Annotated in this window: 22 protein-coding genes and 1 pseudogene; 15 read left to right on the plus strand and 8 right to left on the minus strand. The window is 54.8% G+C overall.

The annotated features are described in order from the left end of the window. The first annotated feature begins 281 nt into the window (after positions 1-281). From N7922_RS21285 to opgB, 9 genes are all read left to right on the plus strand, one after another. Positions 282-1,058, plus strand: a complete 777-nt coding sequence (locus N7922_RS21285) for a threonine/serine exporter ThrE family protein (protein WP_263098151.1) — start codon at positions 282-284, stop codon at positions 1,056-1,058. Beyond that, entirely contained in the window at positions 1,049-1,522 is a 474-nt protein-coding gene (locus tag N7922_RS21290; protein WP_263100972.1) for a threonine/serine exporter, read from the plus strand. Before N7922_RS21285 ends, N7922_RS21290 begins: the two co-directional genes overlap by 10 nt. Positions 1,523-1,587: 65 nt before the next feature. Further along, positions 1,588-2,229, plus strand: coding sequence for a TetR family transcriptional regulator (locus N7922_RS21295; RefSeq protein ID WP_263098152.1), 642 nt, complete (start codon positions 1,588-1,590; stop codon positions 2,227-2,229). A gap of 43 nt (positions 2,230-2,272) precedes the next feature. Beyond that, positions 2,273-2,722: a MarR family winged helix-turn-helix transcriptional regulator gene (locus N7922_RS21300; RefSeq protein ID WP_263098153.1), complete on the plus strand. Its 450-nt coding sequence runs from the start codon at positions 2,273-2,275 to the stop codon at positions 2,720-2,722. Positions 2,723-2,802: 80 nt separating this feature from the next. Further along, entirely contained in the window at positions 2,803-3,231 is a 429-nt protein-coding gene (locus N7922_RS21305; RefSeq protein ID WP_263098154.1) for an organic hydroperoxide resistance protein, read from the plus strand. Positions 3,232-3,365: 134 nt separating this feature from the next. Next, positions 3,366-3,905, plus strand: a complete 540-nt coding sequence (gene dnaT, locus N7922_RS21310) for a primosomal protein DnaT (protein WP_263098155.1) — start codon at positions 3,366-3,368, stop codon at positions 3,903-3,905. A 2-nt stretch (positions 3,906-3,907) separates the two neighbouring features. Continuing rightward, positions 3,908-4,645: a DNA replication protein DnaC gene (dnaC, locus tag N7922_RS21315; protein ID WP_263098156.1), complete on the plus strand. Its 738-nt coding sequence runs from the start codon at positions 3,908-3,910 to the stop codon at positions 4,643-4,645. A 77-nt stretch (positions 4,646-4,722) separates the two neighbouring features. Continuing rightward, entirely contained in the window at positions 4,723-5,214 is a 492-nt protein-coding gene (locus N7922_RS21320) for a DUF2501 domain-containing protein (RefSeq protein ID WP_263098157.1), read from the plus strand. Positions 5,215-5,437: 223 nt separating this feature from the next. After that, entirely contained in the window at positions 5,438-7,729 is a 2,292-nt protein-coding gene (gene opgB, locus N7922_RS21325; RefSeq protein ID WP_263098158.1) for a phosphatidylglycerol--membrane-oligosaccharide glycerophosphotransferase, read from the plus strand. A gap of 3 nt (positions 7,730-7,732) precedes the next feature. On the opposite strand, the gene N7922_RS21330 is transcribed toward opgB, so the two are convergent. Together N7922_RS21330 and tsr are read right to left on the minus strand one after the other, a co-directional pair. Next, entirely contained in the window at positions 7,733-8,545 is an 813-nt protein-coding gene (locus tag N7922_RS21330; RefSeq protein WP_263098159.1) for a GNAT family N-acetyltransferase, read from the minus strand. Between the two features lie 87 nt (positions 8,546-8,632). Further along, positions 8,633-10,297, minus strand: a complete 1,665-nt coding sequence (gene tsr / locus N7922_RS21335) for a methyl-accepting chemotaxis protein (RefSeq protein ID WP_263098160.1) — start codon at positions 10,295-10,297, stop codon at positions 8,633-8,635. A gap of 349 nt (positions 10,298-10,646) precedes the next feature. On the opposite strand from tsr, the gene N7922_RS21340 reads away from it, so the two are divergent. The 3 genes from N7922_RS21340 (at position 10,647) to yjiA (ending at position 14,040) form a co-directional block, all read left to right on the plus strand. Continuing rightward, positions 10,647-12,800 carry a carbon starvation CstA family protein gene (locus N7922_RS21340; protein ID WP_263098161.1) on the plus strand — a complete coding sequence of 718 codons (2,154 nt, stop codon included), beginning with the start codon at positions 10,647-10,649 and terminating at the stop codon, positions 12,798-12,800. Between the two features lie 69 nt (positions 12,801-12,869). Then, the gene (locus N7922_RS21345) at positions 12,870-13,073 is read left to right on the plus strand and encodes a YbdD/YjiX family protein (RefSeq protein WP_088237340.1); all 204 of its coding nucleotides are present in this window, start codon (positions 12,870-12,872) and stop codon (positions 13,071-13,073) included. 10 nt (positions 13,074-13,083) lie between these two features. Then, positions 13,084-14,040: a GTPase gene (gene yjiA / locus N7922_RS21350; protein ID WP_263098162.1), complete on the plus strand. Its 957-nt coding sequence runs from the start codon at positions 13,084-13,086 to the stop codon at positions 14,038-14,040. 106 nt (positions 14,041-14,146) lie between these two features. Here yjiA and N7922_RS21355 read toward each other — a convergent pair. The 4 genes and pseudogenes from N7922_RS21355 to N7922_RS21370 form a co-directional block, all read right to left on the minus strand. Further along, positions 14,147-14,350 (minus strand): annotated as a pseudogene (locus tag N7922_RS21355) (BrnA antitoxin family protein); the annotation flags it as partial. A gap of 164 nt (positions 14,351-14,514) precedes the next feature. Continuing rightward, complete coding sequence (locus N7922_RS21360; protein WP_263098163.1) at positions 14,515-15,618, minus strand: M20 peptidase aminoacylase family protein; 1,104 nt, start codon at positions 15,616-15,618, stop codon at positions 14,515-14,517. A 24-nt stretch (positions 15,619-15,642) separates the two neighbouring features. Beyond that, positions 15,643-16,110, minus strand: coding sequence for a YjiG family protein (locus N7922_RS21365; protein WP_061497942.1), 468 nt, complete (start codon positions 16,108-16,110; stop codon positions 15,643-15,645). Next, positions 16,103-16,786, minus strand: coding sequence for a nucleoside recognition domain-containing protein (locus N7922_RS21370; protein ID WP_263098164.1), 684 nt, complete (start codon positions 16,784-16,786; stop codon positions 16,103-16,105). The genes N7922_RS21365 and N7922_RS21370 overlap by 8 nt, the downstream gene beginning before the upstream one ends. A 377-nt stretch (positions 16,787-17,163) precedes the next feature. On the opposite strand from N7922_RS21370, the gene N7922_RS21375 reads away from it, so the two are divergent. The 3 genes from N7922_RS21375 to N7922_RS21385 are packed head-to-tail and all read left to right on the plus strand — an operon-like array spanning position 17,164 to position 19,548. After that, positions 17,164-18,060, plus strand: coding sequence for a LysR substrate-binding domain-containing protein (locus tag N7922_RS21375; protein WP_263098165.1), 897 nt, complete (start codon positions 17,164-17,166; stop codon positions 18,058-18,060). Positions 18,061-18,103: 43 nt separating this feature from the next. Beyond that, positions 18,104-18,874, plus strand: coding sequence for an AraC family transcriptional regulator (locus tag N7922_RS21380; protein ID WP_263098166.1), 771 nt, complete (start codon positions 18,104-18,106; stop codon positions 18,872-18,874). Positions 18,875-18,924: 50 nt separating this feature from the next. Continuing rightward, the gene (locus N7922_RS21385) at positions 18,925-19,548 is read left to right on the plus strand and encodes a LysE family translocator (RefSeq protein ID WP_263098167.1); all 624 of its coding nucleotides are present in this window, start codon (positions 18,925-18,927) and stop codon (positions 19,546-19,548) included. A gap of 5 nt (positions 19,549-19,553) precedes the next feature. Here the strand turns inward: N7922_RS21385 and N7922_RS21390 are convergent, their stop codons facing one another. After that, positions 19,554-19,862: a type II toxin-antitoxin system YafQ family toxin gene (locus N7922_RS21390; RefSeq protein ID WP_263098168.1), complete on the minus strand. Its 309-nt coding sequence runs from the start codon at positions 19,860-19,862 to the stop codon at positions 19,554-19,556. After that, positions 19,846-20,118 carry a type II toxin-antitoxin system RelB/DinJ family antitoxin gene (locus N7922_RS21395; RefSeq protein WP_061497949.1) on the minus strand — a complete coding sequence of 91 codons (273 nt, stop codon included), beginning with the start codon at positions 20,116-20,118 and terminating at the stop codon, positions 19,846-19,848. Before N7922_RS21395 ends, N7922_RS21390 begins: the two co-directional genes overlap by 17 nt. Between the last annotated feature and the right edge of the window lie 37 nt (positions 20,119-20,155).

Raw genomic sequence — 20,155 nt, forward strand, 5'->3', positions numbered from 1 at the left:
GTGGATAATTAAGATAAAACCCATAAATTTAATAAATAATTAAGATTAATTTCTGTCTAACCTGCTCATTAATCGTGTTTTTCCACGATGAGAACATTAATACACCAGCAGACCTGAACTGGTCTTAACACACAACAGGAATGCATCATAAAACGCCTTCATCGTGATTTAATGCACAGTTCTTGATCTACTTTAGCGCCATCCTGCCCATATTCTGTGCTAAAAATAGACTTTTCGCTCCCCTTCTTGTGAGCGTCGTTGCAAACAGTACCAGGGTAACCATGCAAACAGACCAGTCATCGCAGCGGGCAATAACGCGCCTGTGTATTCAGTGCGGCCTTTTTTTGTTACAACACGGCGCAGAGAGCGCGCTGGTGGAAGAGTTGTCAACGCGTCTGGGACTGGCGCTGGGCATGGACAGCGTAGAGAGCTTAATTTCATCCAATGCCATCGTTCTGACGACCATCAAAGATGGGCAATGCCTGACCTCCACGCGTAAGAACAGCGACCGCGGAATCAATATGCACGTCGTGACGGAAGTGCAACACATCGTGATCCTGACGGAACACAAACTGCTGGATTTCAAAGGTGTTGAAAAGCGGTTTTCCCAGGTAAAGCCGTTGCGTTACCCGCGCTGGCTGGTCACCCTGATGGTGGGTCTTTCCTGCGCCTGCTTCTGCAAGCTCAACAATGGCGGCTGGGACGGTGCATTTATTACCTTTTGCGCCAGCAGCGTTGCGATGTATGTACGACTGGTGCTGGCGAGTCGGCACATGCACCCACAAATTAACTTCTGTGTTACCGCGTTTGTCGCAACGACAGTTTCTGGCTTGATGCTCACACTGCCGGACTTTCTCCACTCCTCAACGGTAGCCATGGCCGCCAGTGTTTTGTTACTGGTGCCTGGATTCCCGCTTATCAATTCCGTCGCCGATATGTTTAAAGGCCATATCAATACCGGGCTGGCGCGTTGGGCCATCGCCAGCTTATTAACGCTTGCGACCTGCATTGGCGTGGTGATGGCGATGACGTTATGGGGGCTGCGCGGATGGATGTGATCCTGTTTTTTCTGGCACTGGCGCAAGATATGGCGCTGGCGGCAATCCCCGCCGTTGGATTTGCAATGGTATTTAATGTTCCCCATCGCGCCCTGCGTTGGTGCGCGCTTCTTGGGGCCATTGGTCACGGTTCGCGCTTTGCCATGATGCACTGGGGTTTTAACATTGAGTGGTCAACATTCGTGGCGTCTATGCTGGTGGGCAGTATCGGTATTCGCTGGTCGCGCTGGTATCTGGCGCACCCGAAAGTCTTTACCGTGGCAGCGGTAATCCCGATGTTCCCGGGGATCTCCGCGTACACCGCAATGATTTCAGCGGTGAAAATTGGCCATTTCGGCTACAGCGAAGAGTTAATGATCCTGCTGTTGACCAACTTCCTTAAGGCATCATCAATTGTGGGGGCACTTTCTATAGGCTTGTCGATCCCCGGATTGTGGATCTACCGCAAACGCCCACGCGTTTGAGATTTGTTTTCTGTCGCTGCCGTGGTGATAATCGCCAAACACATGATGGTCAGTAAGGAGTGGATGTGGCATACCACGGCAGCAGTTTTCCCCCACGTTTTGACGAGTCCAATCTGAAAGATAAAATCTTTATCAGCGCCATCGCCCTGTTTGCGGAATATGGTTTGAATGGCGCACGCATGGAACAGATTGCCGAACGGGCGGGTACCACAAAACGGATGGTGGTGTATCACTTCAAAACCAAAGAAAACCTCTACTTGCAGATCATTGAGTACGTTTACACCATGATCCGCCACAGTGAAAGACAGCTCAATCTGGCCGACATTCCTCCGGTAGAAGCCATGGTGCAGTTGGTGGAAAGCACCTTTGATTACCATGCCGATCATCCTGACTTTATCCGTATTATCTGCATGGAAAACATGCAGCGCGGGCGTTTTATTCAGCAATCGGCGCTGCTGCGGGATGTCAACCGCAGCGCCCTGACATTGCTGGAGGATATCCTCCATCGCGGCCAGCAAAAGCAACTGTTCAGTAAACAGGTCAACGCCCGCGATGTTCACCGCCTGATGAGCAGCTTCAGCTTTCATTACGTGGCAAACAGCTACTCTTTTTCAATGCTGTTTGAAGAGAACGATGATCCTGCAGCGCAGCGTCAGTACTACCGGGACATGGCGGTGCAGGTTGTGCTGCGTTATACCTGCCCATAAAAAATAACTTGCAATTAAATCGCGCACTATATAAATTCATATCATGAAGACGAAATCGACACCGAACGCGCAACTCGCGTTAGATAACCAGTTTTGCTTTGCGCTTTACTCAACAAACCTGGCTCTGAATAAGCTTTACCGGCAACTACTGGCGCCGATGAACCTGACTTATCCGCAATATCTGGTCATGCTGGTGTTGTGGGAGAAAGACGATGTGACCGTGTCGGACATTGGCGAGCGCCTGTTTCTTGATTCCGCCACGCTAACACCGCTGTTAAAGCGCCTCGAAAGCGCCGGGCTGATTTCACGTCAGCGTTCGCGCCAGGATGAGCGTCAGGTGGTGATCACATTAAGCGAAAGCGGGCGCGCGCTACAGCAACAAGCTGCCTCTATTCCGGAATCGATCAGTTGCGCGATGGCGTGTGACAACGCAACCCTGCGCGACATTAAGCAGCAACTGGAACAGCTTCGTCAGCGGTTTCATCAGGCTTAAGCGCCCTTACGGGCGTTTTTGCCAGCAAATAAATAGCACGCTATTTTATAGCAAACACTCAAGATAATAAGGAACCTGTCATGTCTTTAGAAAAAGTCGTTTATACCGCCAAAGCCAAAGCCACCGGAGGCCGTGATGGCCGCGCAATCTCTTCTGACGGCGTACTGGACGTCAAGCTGGGCGTACCCAAAGAGATGGGCGGCGCGGGCGGTGAAGTGACCAACCCGGAACAGCTGTTTGCGGCGGGCTACTCCGCCTGCTTCCTCGGCGCCATGAAATTTGTTGCCGGTCGCGACAAAATCGCCATGCCTAAAGAAGCCTTTATCGAAGGCGAAGTGGGTATCGGTCCGTTGCCAACCGGTTTTGGTATCGAAGCCAAACTGAACATTCACCTGCCGGGGATGGACGCGGCAGAAGCGAAAAAACTGGTCGACGCGGCGCACATCGTCTGCCCGTACTCCAACGCGACCCGCGGTAACATTGATGTGACCCTGAACATTATCGCGTAATCTCTTCAGAGCCGGGGCAACCCGGCTTTTTCCTGCTGTACTGTCCTTTCCGTTCCCTGTGTTACTATGTGTCATTATCTCTGCGTGGAAAACGCAGTGCACCGTATCCGTTGTATCCAGTTTGAGAACGCGTTATGTCTTCCAGAATTCTGACGTCAAATGTCATCGGCATTGATGAGTTTATGCGCGATCATGCCAGCGTACTGGCCCGCACGGAAGGCGGCGCAATCGCCGTTTTTGCCAATAACAGTCCCGCGTTTTACGCCATTACGCCACAGCGACTCGAGCAGTTGCTGGCGCTGGAGGCGCAGCTTTCTCGCCCGGCCAGCGATATCGCACTGGATGCGCAGTTCTACGAAGAACCCAGCGCCGCGCCGGTAAACGTGCCAATGGGGAAATTCGCCATGTATGCCGGCTGGCAACCCGATGCCGATTTCCAGCGTCTGGCCGCGCTATGGGGCATCGCGCTGACGCAGCCGGTCACGCCGGAAGAACTGGCTTCTTTCGTCGCTTACTGGCAAGCAGAAGGTAAAGTCTTCCACCATGTACAATGGCAGCAAAAACTGGCGCGCAGCCTGCAAATAGGGCGTGCCAGTCAGAATGGCGCAGCAAAGCGTGATATCAACACGCTCTCAGAACCGGACAGTCAAATCCCACCAGGCTTTAGAGGATAACGATGAAAAACGTCGGCGAATTGATGAAACGTCTGCAAAAAATGATGCCCGCCAATACCGAACCTGCATTTAAAACAGGCGAAGAGTTAATGGCCTGGCAGAAACAACAGGGCGAAATCCGTTCGGCGGCGCTGGAGCGTGAAAACCGCGCCATGAAAATGCAGCGCACCTTTAACCGTTCCGGCATTCGTCCGCTTCATCAGAACTGCTCCTTCGACAACTACCGCATTGAAACCGAAGGTCAAATGCGCGCCCTGAGCCAGGCGCGACAATATGTCGAAGAGTTTGAGGGAAATATCGCCAGCTTTATCTTTTCTGGCAAGCCAGGAACCGGTAAAAATCACCTTGCGGCGGCCATCTGCAACGAGTTGTTATTACGCGGCAAATCGGTGCTGATCATCACCGTTGCCGACATTATGTCCGCTATGAAAGAGACATTCGGCAACCGTGAAAGCAGTGAAGAGCAGTTACTGAACGATTTAAGTTCGGTTGATCTGCTGGTGATCGACGAGATCGGTATGCAAACCGAGTCCCGCTACGAAAAAGTGATCATTAATCAGATTGTCGACCGCCGCTCATCATCCAAACGCCCAACCGGCATGCTGACCAACAGCAATCTTGATGAGATGAACAAGCTCTTAGGCGAACGCGTCATGGACAGGATGCGCCTGGGCAATAGCCTGTGGGTGATCTTCAACTGGGAGAGTTATCGTAGCCGCGTCACCGGCAAAGAGTATTGAGAGTTTTCCTCTCCGTAGGCTTCCCGCGCCCGGGTGTATACTGGGCGCTTTCGTCATACATCAGGATCTGCCACGACATGAAATTCGCCAAACGCCTGCTTTGCACAGCTGTTATCAGCAGCACCCTGTTTACCGGTTTTGCCCATGCGGCGTCCTGGCAGGACACGCTCTCCAGCGCCGCCGGCCAGCTCAGCCAGAATAATTCTGCCTCGCAACAAGGCGGTTTGTCGCTCTCCTCCCTGACCGGCCTGCTTAACGGTGGCAACCAGTCACTCAGCGCCGGAACCATGAACAACGCCGCAGGTATCATGACCTGGTGCGCCAAAAACAAACTCTCCTCGCTCACCAACACCGAGAACGTGAAAAATCAGGTGCTGGATAAACTGGGCCTGGGAACAACGGAACAAAAGCAGGACACCAACTACCTGGAAGGGATTCAGGGGATGCTGAACACCAAAAACGGTGAGCAACTGAATCTGAGCAACATTGGCAACACGCCGCTGGCGGAAAAAGTGAAATCGAAAGCCTGCGATATCGTCCTGAAACAGGGCGTCAACTTCCTCTCCTGATCCTTCGCCGCGTTGCTCCCAACGCGGCGTTTTTCTCCCTTCATCCAAATCTTTCGTTGCCAAAGCGACGGCGATCACCCTGACGCGTTTCTAAACCAATTCTGAATAAACCCGGAATAAAGTGACGCTACAATTGCAGCTGTGTGACATGAATATTAAATTGTACGTCCTGTTACAAAGATTAATAGCCAGCAACATGTCTGGCATTGATGAGGGATGACGGTTGTCTGAATTGCTTTCTGTTGCTCTGTTTCTCGCCTCCGTGGCGACTTACGCCTGGAAAGCGGGTCGTAACACCTGGTGGTTCACCGCTACGTTGCTGGTCCTCGGTTTCTTTATTCTGTTAAATATCACCCTGTATGCCAGCAATTATTTTACCGGTGACGGCATTAACGATGCGGTGCTCTACACGCTGACCAGCAGCCTGACCGGGGCTGGCGTAAGCAAATACCTGCTTCCCGGCGCGGGCCTTGCTCTGGCGCTGTTCGCCGTGTTTTGTGCACTCGGTTGGGTGCTGCGCCGTCGCCGCCATCACCCGCATCATGTGGGCTACAGCGTGCTGGCGCTGGTGCTGGCGCTCGGTTCCGTGGACGCCAGCCCGGCGTTTCGCCAAATCACTGAACTGGTGAAATCCCAGACCCGTGGCGGCGATCCGGATTTTCTGACCTACTACAAAGAACCGGCGAAGTCGATTCCGTCCCCGCAACTGAACCTGGTCTATATCTATGGTGAAAGCCTGGAGCGTACCTACTTTAATGACGAGGCGTTTCCAGGTCTTACGCCGGAACTGGGCGCATTGAAAGAGGACAGCATCGACTTCAGTCATACCCAGCAATTGCCCGGTACGGATTACACTATCGCAGGCATGGTGTCGTCTCAGTGCGGCATTCCGCTGTTCGCGCCGTTTGAAGGTAACGCCTCCGCGTCCGTTTCCACCTTCTTTCCACAAAACCTGTGTCTTGGCGACATCCTGAAAAACTCCGGCTACGAAAATCACTTTATTCAGGGGGCAAACCTGCGTTTTGCCGGTAAAGATGTGTTCCTGAAATCGCACGGCTTTGACTATCTCACCGGCGCGGAAGAGCTTAAAAAGCAGGTTGACGACCCGAACTACCGCAATGACTGGGGCTTCTATGACGATACCGTGCTGGATGCGGTATGGCGGCAGTATGAGGAACTTTCCCGCTCCGGTAAGCGCTTCTCTCTGTTTGCACTGACGGTGGACACTCACCACCCGGACGGGTTTATTTCCCGCACCTGCGCCCGCAAAAGCTACAGCTACGATGGCAAACCGAATCAGTCCTTCAGCGCTGTCACCTGCAGCCAGCAGCATATTGCCGCGCTGATTAACAAGATCAAGGCATCGCCATGGTTTAAAAATACGGTGATTGTCGTGTCGTCAGATCACCTGGCGATGAACAACACCGCATGGAAATATCTGAATAAAGAAGATCGCAGTAACCTCTTTTTTGTGATCCGCGGCGATGACCCTCAGCAGGATATCTCCGGCATCAAACGCAGCACGCTGGATAACGGCGCCACGGTGCTGGATATTCTTGGCGGGGATAACTACCTTGGCCTTGGGCGTAGCAGCCTCTCCGGGCAGTCACTGTCCGGCGTGTTCCTGAATATGAAAGAGAAAGTGCTGGCCTGGAAGCCGGATATCATCCGTCTGTGGAACTTCCCGAACGAGATGAAAGAATTCACCATCGACCAGAATAAACAGATGGTCTCGTTCTCCGGGAGTCAGTTCCGGTTGCCGTTGCTGGTGCGCGTCGGGGATAAACGTATTGAACCCTTGCCGGAAAGCGAATATTCCGCACCGCTTCGCTTCCAGTTGGCGGATTTCGCCCCGCGCGACAACTTTGTCTGGATCGATCAGTGCTACAAGATGGCGCGCTTGTGGTCGCCGGAGCTTGCGCTCTCTACCGACTGGTGCGTTTCACAAGGGCAGCTTGGCGGTAAGCAGCGCGTCCAGCGGGTGGATAAAGCGCAATGGAAAGGGAAAACCGATTTTCAAGAGACGGTAATCAGCGCTGAACGCTACCAAAATAACGTGGATACTCTGAAGATCGTCGACGATAGCATCCGTTATAAAGCGGACAGTTTTGTGTTTAACGTCGCCGGCGCGCCGGAGGAAGTCAAACACTTCAGCGGCATCTCCCGCCCGGAGAGCTGGGGACGCTGGTCCAATGCAAATCTTGCCGACGAAGTGAAGATTGAGTACGACCATCCGCTGCCAGAAAAATTCGCGCTGGTGATCACCGCTAAAGCTTTTGGCCCTAACGCTAACCGCCCCATTCCGGTGCGCGTAGGTTCTGAAGAGCAAACATTAACCCTGGGAAGCGAGCTGAGCACCACAACCCTGAGTTTCAGCAACCCATCGCGTAGCAACACACTGGTGATTGCCCCGCCTGCGCCTCAATCCAGCAATGAGGGCAATATTCTTGGCCACTCACCGCGCAGGCTGGGCATCGGCCTTGTTGAAATCAAAGTCGTTAATCGTGAAGGCTGACCGCTACAGGTCGGCCTTCATCTCATACTGACTGATCGTCAGAGGAAGATAGCCCGCGCGCGTAAATAGCGGCGAAAAAGGAGCGGGCACCACCACCGACGTGCTCAGTCCGGGAAAACGCTGATTTAACGCGTGCAGCAATTCGCTGGCAAATCCCTTACGCCGGTACTCCGGCTCAACATAGATAAACCGCAGTTGCGGCTTCTCCATATGGGTAGCCAGTACCGCATACGCATGTTTGCGGTACTCAAAGGCCAGCGCAGGCAGCGACACCGAAGAAAGGGGATCCACCAGCCACGGCAGCATGGCATTACTCTCGCCCGTCGCCTTGCGCACCACCTCCAGCGGATCAAGCGCCTGTAACGCCACCGTTTGCACAAGCGCATCCACAACGCCCTGAAAACCATAAAGTTCCTGAGCAATCACAAAACCCAGGCTGCGATAGAGCGCCACGGCGGGATGATTGTCCTGAATCACCTCGAGTTGCATTTTCACAACGCCCCGCTCGCGCAACGCTGCCATTAGCGGTGCAAGAAGGCGTTTCCCCTGCCCTTTCGCCCGGTACGCGGGGCGAATGGCAAATGCCGCTAACCGGGCGGAGACGCCGCGCCGGGTGATCAGCGCCACGGCGGCAGGCGTTTCACCCGCCAGCCAGACGCAAGAATCCACCAGACTTAATCCTTCAGCAATAAAGCGCTGGGCGAAGACCGCAGGTGGCAGCGAAAACGGCATGCTGTAGCCTTCAAAGCAGTCGCCGACAATCGCGGCCAGCTGCTCGCAACTGTAGTGAAGGGCAGGAACGGCAATGAGGTGCATAAGGCTTCTCCGCAGAATACGTTTCCTGAGAATAGCATGGCGAAGCCCGGAAGGAATGCGCCCTGGGCAACAGGGCGCAGAAGACAATTAGAACGTTTCCCAGTTGTCGCCGGTATCCGTCGCGGCCACTTTACGCGGTTGGGCGGCAACCGGCGCGGCTTTGGCGAAAGCGGCGGCCCCTGCTTTACGCTGTTCCTGCATAATGCGGAACACGGCAACCGCCTGCGTCAGACGGCTGGCCTGTTCTTCCAGCGCAGCAGCAGCGGCGGCGGACTCTTCCACCAGCGAGGCGTTCTGCTGAGTCACACGATCCATCTCGGCAACCGCCAGACCCACCTGGTCGATACCGCGGCTCTGCTCATCAGAGGCAGACGCGATTTCGCCCATAATATCGGTCACGCGGGTGACCGCATTGACGATTTCATCCATCGTCTCACCGGCGCTTTCCACCAGCGTGGAGCCCAGTTCAACGCGACCAACAGAGTCTTCAATCAGGCTCTTGATTTCACGGGCTGCCTGGGCGCTACGCTGCGCGAGGTTACGCACTTCGCCCGCAACTACCGCAAAACCACGCCCCTGCTCACCTGCACGCGCTGCTTCTACTGCGGCGTTCAGCGCCAGGATGTTGGTCTGGAAAGCAATGCCGTCGATCACGCTGATAATGTCAGCAATTTTCTGCGAACTGGCAGCGATGTCTCGCATGGTCTGCACCACGTTGTCCACCACTTTCCCGCCTTTTTGCGCCGTTTCAGATGCGCTCAGCGCCAGGTGGCTGGCCTGACGGGCGTTTTCGGCGTTCTGTTTAACCGTGGCGGTCAGTTCTTCCATGCTGGCTGCCGTTTCTTCCAGCGACGCGGCCTGCTGCTCTGTACGGGAAGAGAGATCGTTGTTGCCAACCGAAATTTCGCTCGCGCCGCTGTAAATTGCGTTCGCGCCGTTACGCACATCGCTGACGGTACGCACCAGCTCGCTCTGCATATGACGCAGGCTGTCCGCCAGTACGCCCATTTCGTTAGAGCCCTGCACTTCAATACGCTGCACCAGATCGCCACCGGCAATATGGCGAATGTTGTCGATCAGGTGGTTCAGCGGCGCGATCAATGCACGTTTGATCCCTGCCCATACGCCGACGATCACCGCCAGCACCACGATCAGGACGGTAATAATGATCCATACCGCAGAACCATATGAGCTTTCGCTCGCATTGACGGCGGTTTCATACAAGGAATCGTTCTGCTGCAAGTAGTTGACGTATTGTTTCTCGAAACCGTCCTGGTAACGCTGTGTCGGCTGGTCAAAGAAGTCATTGATCTTGCCAGCGCCCAGTAATTGAATCAGCTCCGCCAGCGCATTGTGGTAAATATCGTAGTTACGTTTGATCTCTGCTGCGGCTTCGTCGCTCTGACGCGGATCACGCGGCAGCGCCTGGTAGGCGGTCCAGTTCACTTCCGCCTGTTTCAGCGAGGTGCTGGCAATCTGCATCAGATCAGACACGGTCGCGCCGCTACCGATGTTGTTCTGATCCATCATGTAGCGAATACCCGCGCGGTTCAGGGTGTTACGGGTTTGCAGCAGGGCTACCCAGCTGGCGTTCAGCGTAGATTGTTGCTGGCGAATGGTTTGCAATACGGTGAAGTTTTCTTTGTCCTGCTTTAGCGCGTTGAAGAACAAGCCGCCGGAGGTGAGCTGTAAAAGGCCAAATAATCCTAATACCAGTAACAAACTGGTCACAAGTTTAATGCGATTTAACATGTTTTCTCTTTCCATATAGACAGATGTAAGATTTTCGGCCTGGAATAAGAAAACTTTATGGCTCATCGTGCTAATATTCACCAAAACAATAGTCATAATGCAGCCAGCCTGAAACCTCCCCACCCCGCGCCCGTCAAGGGCTCCGAGTGATCGCCATCACACATTTTCCGCCACTTTTCCCGTGCAAAAACCGCTCACCGCGATTCCGTTACCGCTTAGCGCCCATTTCTAACCACTCAACCAAATCGTCGCCGTTTCGCGCGCGTAATTTGTCATGATCGTGTCCAGCATACAGCCTTTACAACACCTCACATCCGATTCTCTTTTTCTGCTAAAAGCCAGGTCTGATATGGATACTAAAAAACTCTTCAAGCACGTGCCCTGGGTGATCCTCGGGATTATCGGCGCTTTCTGTCTCTCGGTTATCGCGTTACGGCGGGGCGAGCACGTAAGCGCCCTGTGGATCGTGGTCGCGTCCGTCTCCGTTTATCTGGTGGCGTATCGCTACTACAGCCTCTACATCGCCCAAAAGGTGATGAAACTCGATCCGACCCGCGCCACACCAGCGGTGATCAATAACGATGGTCTTAACTATGTGCCAACCAACCGCTACGTGCTGTTTGGCCACCACTTTGCCGCTATCGCGGGTGCAGGCCCGCTGGTCGGGCCGGTACTGGCCGCGCAAATGGGCTACCTGCCGGGCACGTTGTGGCTGCTGGCGGGCGTGGTGCTGGCTGGCGCCGTGCAGGACTTTATGGTGCTGTTTATCTCTTCCCGCCGTAACGGCGCCTCGCTTGGCGAGATGGTCAAAGAGGAGATGGGCCGCGTACCGGGGACCATTGCGCTGTTTGGTTGCTTCCTGATTATGATCATCATCCTCGCGGTGCTGGCGCTGATCGTGGTGAAAGCGCTGGCGGAAAGTCCGTGGGGCGTGTTCACCGTCTGCTCTACCGTACCGATTGCCCTGTTTATGGGTATTTACATGCGCTTCCTGCGCCCTGGCCGTGTGGGTGAAGTGTCGGTTATCGGGATTGTGCTGCTGGTGGCCTCCATCTGGTTCGGCGGCATTATCGCGCACGACCCGTACTGGGGCCCGGCGCTGACCTTTAAAGACACCACCATCACCTTCGCGCTGATTGGTTATGCCTTTATCTCTGCGCTGCTGCCGGTATGGCTGATCCTCGCCCCGCGCGACTATCTGGCGACCTTCCTGAAAATCGGCGTGATCGTCGGTCTGGCGCTGGGCATCGTTATCCTCAACCCGGAACTGAAAATGCCTGCGGTAACGCAGTACATCGACGGTACCGGCCCGCTGTGGAAAGGCGCACTGTTCCCGTTCCTGTTTATCACCATCGCTTGTGGCGCCGTCTCTGGCTTCCATGCGCTGATCGCCTCCGGCACCACGCCGAAACTGCTGGCGAACGAAACCGACGCCCGCTTTATCGGTTACGGCGCAATGCTGATGGAATCCTTTGTGGCAGTGATGGCGCTGGTTGCCGCGTCCATTATCGAACCGGGTCTTTACTTTGCGATGAACACCCCGCCGGCAGGCCTCGGTATTACCATGCCGAACCTGCATGAACTGGGTGGCGATAACGCGCCGATGATTCTGGCGCAGTTGAAAGATGTCACCGCACATGCGGCGGCAACGGTCAGCTCCTGGGGCTTTGTGATTTCGCCGGAGCAGATCCTGCAAACCGCAAAAGACATCGGCGAGCCGTCGGTACTGAACCGTGCGGGTGGCGCGCCGACGCTGGCCGTGGGTATCGCTCATGTGTTCCACAAAATCATGCCAATGGCGGATATGGGCTTCTGGTACCACTTCGGTATTCTGTTTGAAGCGCTGTTTATCCTCACCGCGTTGGATGCGGGTACCCGTGCAGGCCGCTTTATGTTGCAGGATCTGCTGGGTAACTTCGTGCCGTTCCTGAAGAAAACCGACTCGCTGGTTGCCGGCGTCATTGGTACTGCGGGCTGCGTGGGTCTGTGGGGTTATCTGCTGTATCAGGGCGTGGTTGATCCGCTGGGCGGCGTGAAGAGCCTGTGGCCGCTGTTCGGCATCTCTAACCAGATGCTGGCTGCCGTTGCCCTGCTGCTCGGCACGGTTATCCTGGTGAAAATGCAGCGCACCAAGTACATCTGGGTCACCGTGGTTCCGGCCATGTGGCTGCTGCTGTGCACCACCTGGGCGCTGGGCCTGAAACTGTTCAGCACCAACCCGCAACTGGAAGGCTTCCTGTATATGGCTAACCAGTACAAAGAGAAGATTGCTGCGGGCGGCAGTGAGCTGACAGCGCAACAGATTGCCAACATGAACCATATCGTGGTGAACAACTACACCAACGCCGGTTTGAGTATTCTGTTCCTGGTGGTGGTTTACAGCATCATCTTCTACGGCATCAAAACCTGGCTGAACGTACGTAACAACAAGGTACGTACCGACAAAGAGACACCGTATGTGCCGGTGCCGGAAGGCGGCGTGAAAACCTCCTCCCATCATTAATGTCACCAGGCCAGATGGCTCCCCCTGAGGAGGGAGCCATCCGGCCCCCACATATATCCGGGGCAAATAATGTTTGGTAACTTAGGCGAAGCAAAAAAGTACCTCGGTCAGGCGGCAAAGATGCTGATTGGCATCCCGGACTATGACAACTATGTTGAACATATGCAGACCAACCATCCGGACAAGCCGTACATGACCTACGAAGAATTTTTCCGCGAACGCCAGCAGGCGCGTTATGGCGGCGACGGCAAGGGCGGAGTCCGCTGTTGCTAAAGGAGAATGTATGACCCCGATTGCAGTGACCCTGCTGACCGGCTTTCTCGGTGCAGGCAAAACCACCCTCTTACGCCATATCCTCAATGAGCAACACGGCTACAAAATCGCCGTTATCGAAAACGAATTTGGTGAAGTCTCCGTCGACGATCAGCTGATTGGCGATCGCGCCACGCAAATCAAAACCCTGACCAATGGTTGCATCTGCTGTAGTCGTTCCAATGAGCTGGAAGATGCGCTGCTGGATCTGCTCGATAGCCTCGATCGTGGCGATATCGCCTTTGACAGGCTGGTGATCGAATGCACCGGTATGGCGGATCCCGGCCCAATCATTCAGACCTTCTTCTCTCATGAAATCCTCTGCCAGCGCTATCTGCTGGACGGTGTGATTGCGCTGGTTGACGCCGTGCATGCCGATGAGCAGATGAACCAGTTCACACTGGCGCAGTCGCAGGTCGGTTATGCCGATCGTATTCTGCTGACCAAAACCGATGTGGCTGGCGAGAGCGAAAAATTGCGCGAACGCCTGAGCCGTATTAACGCCCGCGCACCGATTTACACCGTCACTCACGGCGATATCGAGCTGGCGCAGTTATTTAATACCAACGGTTTTATGCTGGAAGAGAACGTGGTGGCGGCCAAACCGCGCTTCCACTTTATCGCCGACAAGCAGAACGATATTAATTCGATCGTCGTCGAGCTGGACTACCCGGTGGACATCAGCGAGGTCTCCCGCGTGATGGAGAGCCTGCTGCTGAGCTTTGCAGAAAAACTGTTGCGCTACAAAGGGATGCTCTGGATCGACGGCGAGCCCAACCGCCTGCTGTTCCAGGGCGTTCAGCGCCTGTATAGCGCCGACTGGGATCGCCCGTGGGGCGACGAAATCCCATACAGCACGCTGGTGTTTATCGGTGTGCAACTGCCGGAAGAGGAAATCAGAGCAGCGTTTGCGGATCTACGGAAATAAGCAGACCGGGACACCGTACGATCCCCTCTCCCCTATGGGGAGAGGGTTAGGGTGAGGGGAGAACAAAGTGTCAACCTGGCAATCGCCATCCGGTCATTCACTGTCATCACTTTTTGCTTTGCAAATCACGCATCATTGCTTCGCGCAAAATAGCGTTGAGGCGGGTCTGGTACCCTTTACCCGGCCGCTTCAGCCATTCCATTACATCCGCGTCAATACGCACCGATGCCTGGGTTTTTAAAGGGCGAAAAAATTTACTGCGAACCGCGTCCGTCCAAAGCGCATCTTCTGTCGGCGGAATATCGCTGTAGGTTTATCGGCCAGAGCGTTAATTTCAACCTTGTTCTGAATAGACAGACAACGTAGACCGTCAAAAACCAACAACGCATTTTCAAATACGGATACCCTGTTTCGGTGAAAACCACTGCGGGCAACAATATTATTACCACCCGCAGCAACTGGAAGCCGTGAGTATCAGCCCAGTACATCCTGCACGCAGGCTTTAAACACTTTCACGCCGAGCGCTAACGCGTCGCGGTCGAAGTGCATTTCCGGGTGATGCAGCCCCGGTGTCAGGTTCGCGCCCAGCCCCCAGAAACCGCCTTTCACCTGCGGGCGCAGGCGCAGGTAGTGGAAGAAATCCTCACTGCCCGGCGTCGATTTCGCTGCGGTCAGCCCGGCATCGCCAAACACGCTGCGGATCGCGCGGGAAACCACTTCAGTTGCCTCATCATCAATGATCGCCGCAGGCATCTCCTTAAGAATGCGGATTTCAGCACGCGCGCCGTAGGCCGCAGCACTGCTTTCAATAGCGCGCAGTACCTGCGGTTTCAACGCATCCATGGCTTCGTTTTCTGCCGCACGCAGATCCCAGCACACCTGAGCTTTGTCCGGAATGGAGTTGGTGACCCCGGCATCGCAAAGGAAACGCGTGGCTTTCGCGCTCCAGGTGAGCGATGGCGCAAGGTGAATGCCGTTCACCGCCTGCACCGCGTGCGCGGCGGCATCCAATGCGTTCACCCCCAAATGCGGGCGTGCAGCATGCGCTGCTTTGCCGTGGAACATCACCTCGACAGTGGCGGACGCCGAATAGTACATCGCCGGAACGGCCTGGCCCATCGGGCACTCTTCCAGCGGGCGCAGGTGGAAGCCAAGCAGCATGTCCACATCGTCCAGCACGCCGCCTTCGGTCAAGGCAATCGCCCCGGTGCCCAGCTCTTCGGCGGGCTGGAAGATAAACTTCAGTTTGCCCTTTTTCACCACGCCTTCAGCCATCACTTCCTGCGCCGTAGTCAGTACCACAGAGGAATGCCCATCGTGACCACAGGTGTGGCGTGCAACGTGCCTGCCATCAATGATGTGTCCGAGCGCATCCATATCAGCGCGCAGCGCCAGGGTCGGCCCGGGTTTGCCGCTGTCCAGCACGGCGACGATGCCGGTGGTGTTATTGATCTGGCGCGTGACCTGGTAGCCCGCCGCCTCCAGTACCCCGGCGATATAAGCGGAGGTTTTATACTCTTCGAACCCGAGTTCCGGGATCTGATGCAGGTAATTAAAGTGCTCTAGTGTACGTGACACGTCTTACTCCTTGGTGTGCTTCTCTCAGGCAATAACGCGCATTATCAGCATAGAAATAACCGCGTTGAGAATGCTGACGGCCATCAGTAACGGCCAGTACTTCTTCGGTACATCGGCAACACCCAGCAGGCGGCCCATATACTGTAGCTGCGAACCCATTAAAAAGATGGCGGGTGCAAGAATGGTTATCTGCCCGACATCAAGCTGGCCTTTACTCAGCAGGCTGACCGCCACGCCGGTCCCTGCGGAGGAGGAGAGCCAGGCAGTGAGCAACACGGTGATGGCTTCGCCCGGCAGGCCGAACAGCCCCATAACCGGCGCGCAAATATGACCAATAATCTGCATCACGCCCAATAAATTGAGCATTTCGGCGATCACATAGGCCATTAGCACATTCGGCATCAGGTTATTGATGGCGATATTAAAACCTTTACGCGCGCCGATAACGAAAATATCGAACGGATTGCCGGAGACTTTGGCGGTATTACTCATGGTCGAAATCCCTCTTATAGACAGTATTTAATGCCAGGCGAACCACGGCTGCGCCAACAAATTTCAGTACAAACATCAACACCAGCGGAATAATAATCGGGATGGTCAGCGAGGCGAACATCGCCGAACCGATGGAAAAATAGTTATTAATTAACCCGGCGCCGGAATATTGCCATGCGCCCATAATCACCACATCTTTACGGGTAATTTTCTCGCTGTCGTACAACTCTTTGGTTAATGCCGCACCGGCATCGGTGCTTTGCAAATCGGTGATCAGCGCCAGCCCGGTATAACCCGGAATACCCAGCAATGGTTTAAGCAACGGCGTCAGCAGTTTGTGCGCTGCGCGGATAGCGCCATAGTGGGTAAAAATCTCCAGCAGCCCCAGCGCCAGCATCACCGTTGGCACCAGCGACAGGGCAAACAGAAAGCCAGCTTTGGCGCTAATGCCGCCGCTGCCGATAAAGGTGCTGCTCTCCGGCGACTTCATGGTGCCGAATGCGCCACCCAGTGTGGTGAAGTCAAACGCCCCCAGCCACGCCATACCGTCGACTTTGAAAAAGAAGCCGGAAAAAACCAGCAGAACAATAACCAGGGAGATCCAGGCGCCAGGCCCGACTTTCCACTCATCCGCGTGCTCTTTCGCGGGTTGCTCCAGCGTTTTCGATTCGCTCATAACATCTCTCTTTAAAATAATCAGATGACAATGTTCTATTACTAAGCAGGATCCATGCCTGAATAGCCCGACGCTAAAATAAAAACCTTTTACCGCGAATTTTTACGCAATAAAAAACCTTCCCGCGAAATACAGAGAATAAAAAGCAAAGTTACTGAAAAATTATTTAATTAAGCCCTGAAATCACCCTAATAAAATAACCTCTCACCGTTATCGGGCACCCTTTTGGTGCAAAAATCCCCTCTTAATTTTTCGTTTCTGTTTCCCCATAAAACCTGGCGATTAATTTGATTATCACTATTCAATCCGGATGATAAATATCCGCTTTAAGATGTTATTGTTGCTCTCAGGTCAACAGTGATGAAGGAATGTGGCGGATGTTTCAGGACAAACAGGTCGGTTATCTGTATGAAGTGGGCAACCAGGGCGGCATCCGCCGCGCGGCGGACATCCTTGGCGTTAACCCGTCGGTGGTGAGCCGCCAGATCGCGCAACTGGAGCGCGCGTTACAGCTACCGTTACTGGAGCGGCGCGGGCGTAACGTGGTGCTTACCGAAGCGGGACGTCTGCTGGCAGAGGATTACTTCGCCAGCCGCCAGCGGCGCGAAAAGCTGGAAAGCCAGCTGAAAGATCTGCGCCATATGCGCGGCGGTACGATATCGGTTCGTATTGGCGGCGGGCTTATCACCGCGTTTATCGAAGGCGTGATGCGCGAGTTTGCGCAGTCGTACCCGCAGGTTTTTGTCGACATCGTGGTAGGCAGCATGCAGGAGATGCTCAACGACATTGTCAGCGGAGACGCGGATATGGCGCTGGCTTTCGGCCCGATTGGCACCCCGGAACTTAAACGCCACAGCTTTCAGTGGGGGCCGATATGCGCGGTGGTCTCGCCGCAACACCCTATCGCCCGGCGGCAGAGTATTACCATTGAAGAGCTGACTGAACATCAGCTGATTGCGCTGACGGAAAACTTCGGCCTGCAACGCCATATGAATGCGATGTTTAAAAGCCAGGGTTTGCAATTTCACCCGGCGTATCGCTGCAACCAGTTCTCCACTGCCATGGGGCTAAGCCAGGCAGGACTGGGGATTTCATTTATGACCGCTTACGCCGCCGCCGATCCGATTCGCCAGGGCACGCTGGTGGCGGTGCCGCTCGATCACCCGATTGCCAGTAGCGCTCAGTGCCATTTGCTGCGCAACTCCGATCGACGCTTTACGCCTGCGGCCCACCATATGTGGCGGCTGTTGCATAATGCCTTTCGCGATAAATAGCGGGGTGTGATATACCAGAAAACCGACCTTAACGAGGCAAACCATGTCGATAACGCGCGATATAGAGCAATCATTTTGCCGCCCCGAAACCTTGCCGGGCGTCGAACTGCGTAGTACCTGGCGCAGCCAGCAAGCCTATAAGCGCCACCACCATGCGGAACTGTCGATTGGCGCGATTGTTGAGGGGCACACCCGCTGCATCTGCAACGGACGGGAATACCTGCTGATGCCTGGCGATATGATCGTGATTCCTCCACTGACGCCCCATAGCTGTAACCCGTTGCCTGGCCAGTCGCGCAGCTACCATATGCTTTATCTGCCGCAGACAACCAGTGCGCAGCAGGTGATCCGCAGCCCGCAACTGTTCCAGCAATATCTGCACATTGTCTCGTTAATCGAAAACGGGCAAACCGGCCCATTGCCCGCGGCTATCGCCCGTTTGCTCACTACCCTCGCCTGCCCACCACGGCACCCGGCACCGCTTCGCCCGACCAGTCAGCAGTTGCAGGATGCGCTGCTCGGCAACTTGCAGCAACCGCCGACGCTGGATGAACTGGCGCACGCCTTTTCGCTGCGCAAAGAGACGCTGATCCGCACCTTTAAACAGGACACCGGGCTAACGCCAGGCTGTTTTTTAAATAGCGCCCGCGTGGAGTTTGCCAAAAGTCGCCTGCGCGCCGGCGATAATCTGGCGGATGTGGGGTATCAGAGCGGGTTTGCCGATCAGAGCCATTTTCACAGAACCTTTGTCAGTTATACCGCCGCCACGCCGCGCCAGTACGCGATGGGCCGATCAATATCAGACAATAAATAGCGCCGCGATGCCGCTAAGGTGACCGCAGTTTTTTTACTGCCGAGGTCACTATGGACATTTTTCCTCCCGCTTTTCCCTCACTGGCGCTGGCGCATTTTGTCGCCCTGCTCAGCCCGGGCCCGGATTTCTTCCTGCTGGTGGGCTATGCGATTCGCTACCGTCTGCGCGGCAGCGCCGGACTTTGCGTGGGTATTGCCTCCGGCAACGCGCTCTATATTTTGCTGGTGATTATCGGCGCGAGCGCGTTACGCCATTTCACCGTGCTCTTCACCGCCATTGAGCTGCTCGGCGCGCTTTACCTGCTGTGGATGGGTTGCCATTTAGTACGCAGCCACCCACAAACCCTTACGCTTGATGAAACGCAGCAACGCTGCCCGTCCATCGGCAAACAGTGTCTGATCGGCCTCGGTTCCGCATTGCTCAACCCGAAAAATGCGTTGTTCTACCTGGCGCTGATGACCGCCCTGCTCGGGCCGGACGTGACATTACTCCAGCAATCCACCAGCGGCGTCTGGATGGTAATGGTGGTGCTGCTGTGGGATTTAACCGTCGTCTCGCTTATCGGCCTGCCTGCCGTGCAGAACCGCTTGCGCCGTAGCGTTTACTGGATAGAGCGTACCGCGGGCGTGGTGTTGATGGGGTTTGGGCTGTGGATTTTATGCAAATTCATCTAAGGCAATTACTCAAAGAGCTCAGCGTGGGTACCCAAATCCGTAAACACCACCAGATGTTTGGCCTCATCCACGCAATAAACCAATAAGTAGTCGCCACCAGGATGAAGTTCGCGAAATCCATGCATATTTCCGGTTAAGGCATGATCGCTATATTGAGCCGGAAGCGGGTTGCCAGAAAGCACCATCGACATAATTGCTGCCGTTTCATGCATATCTCTGCGACCCGCTTTGTTGTAACGCGCCCAGGCTTTAACAAATGTTTTCGTGTAATCGGAACGGTAAGGAAGTGGCGCGCGTTTACTCTTTCCCATCATTTAAGCTGTCCATTAGCTGCTCAACACCATTAAAGCGTCCATGCTGGTGTGTGGTGATCTCATTGGCTTCGCTCATCGCGTTGCGTAAGCGTGCCGTTGGTTTGCGGGTAACCTCAAACGGGATACCCTCACTTTTGACGATTTGCTCAGCAAACAGCCGTATTGCCGTGCTCCAGTTGAGCCCACAGCTCTCAAGTACCAGCCCGGCGCGCGCTTTCAGTTCGCTGTCGATACGCGATCGGATAACGGAATCCATAGAACCTCCTTTATTTTTGTAGCCACATTGTAGCTAC

This window comes from Kosakonia sp. ML.JS2a, from assembly GCF_025642095.1.
In the GTDB taxonomy this organism is placed as follows: Bacteria; Pseudomonadota; Gammaproteobacteria; order Enterobacterales; family Enterobacteriaceae.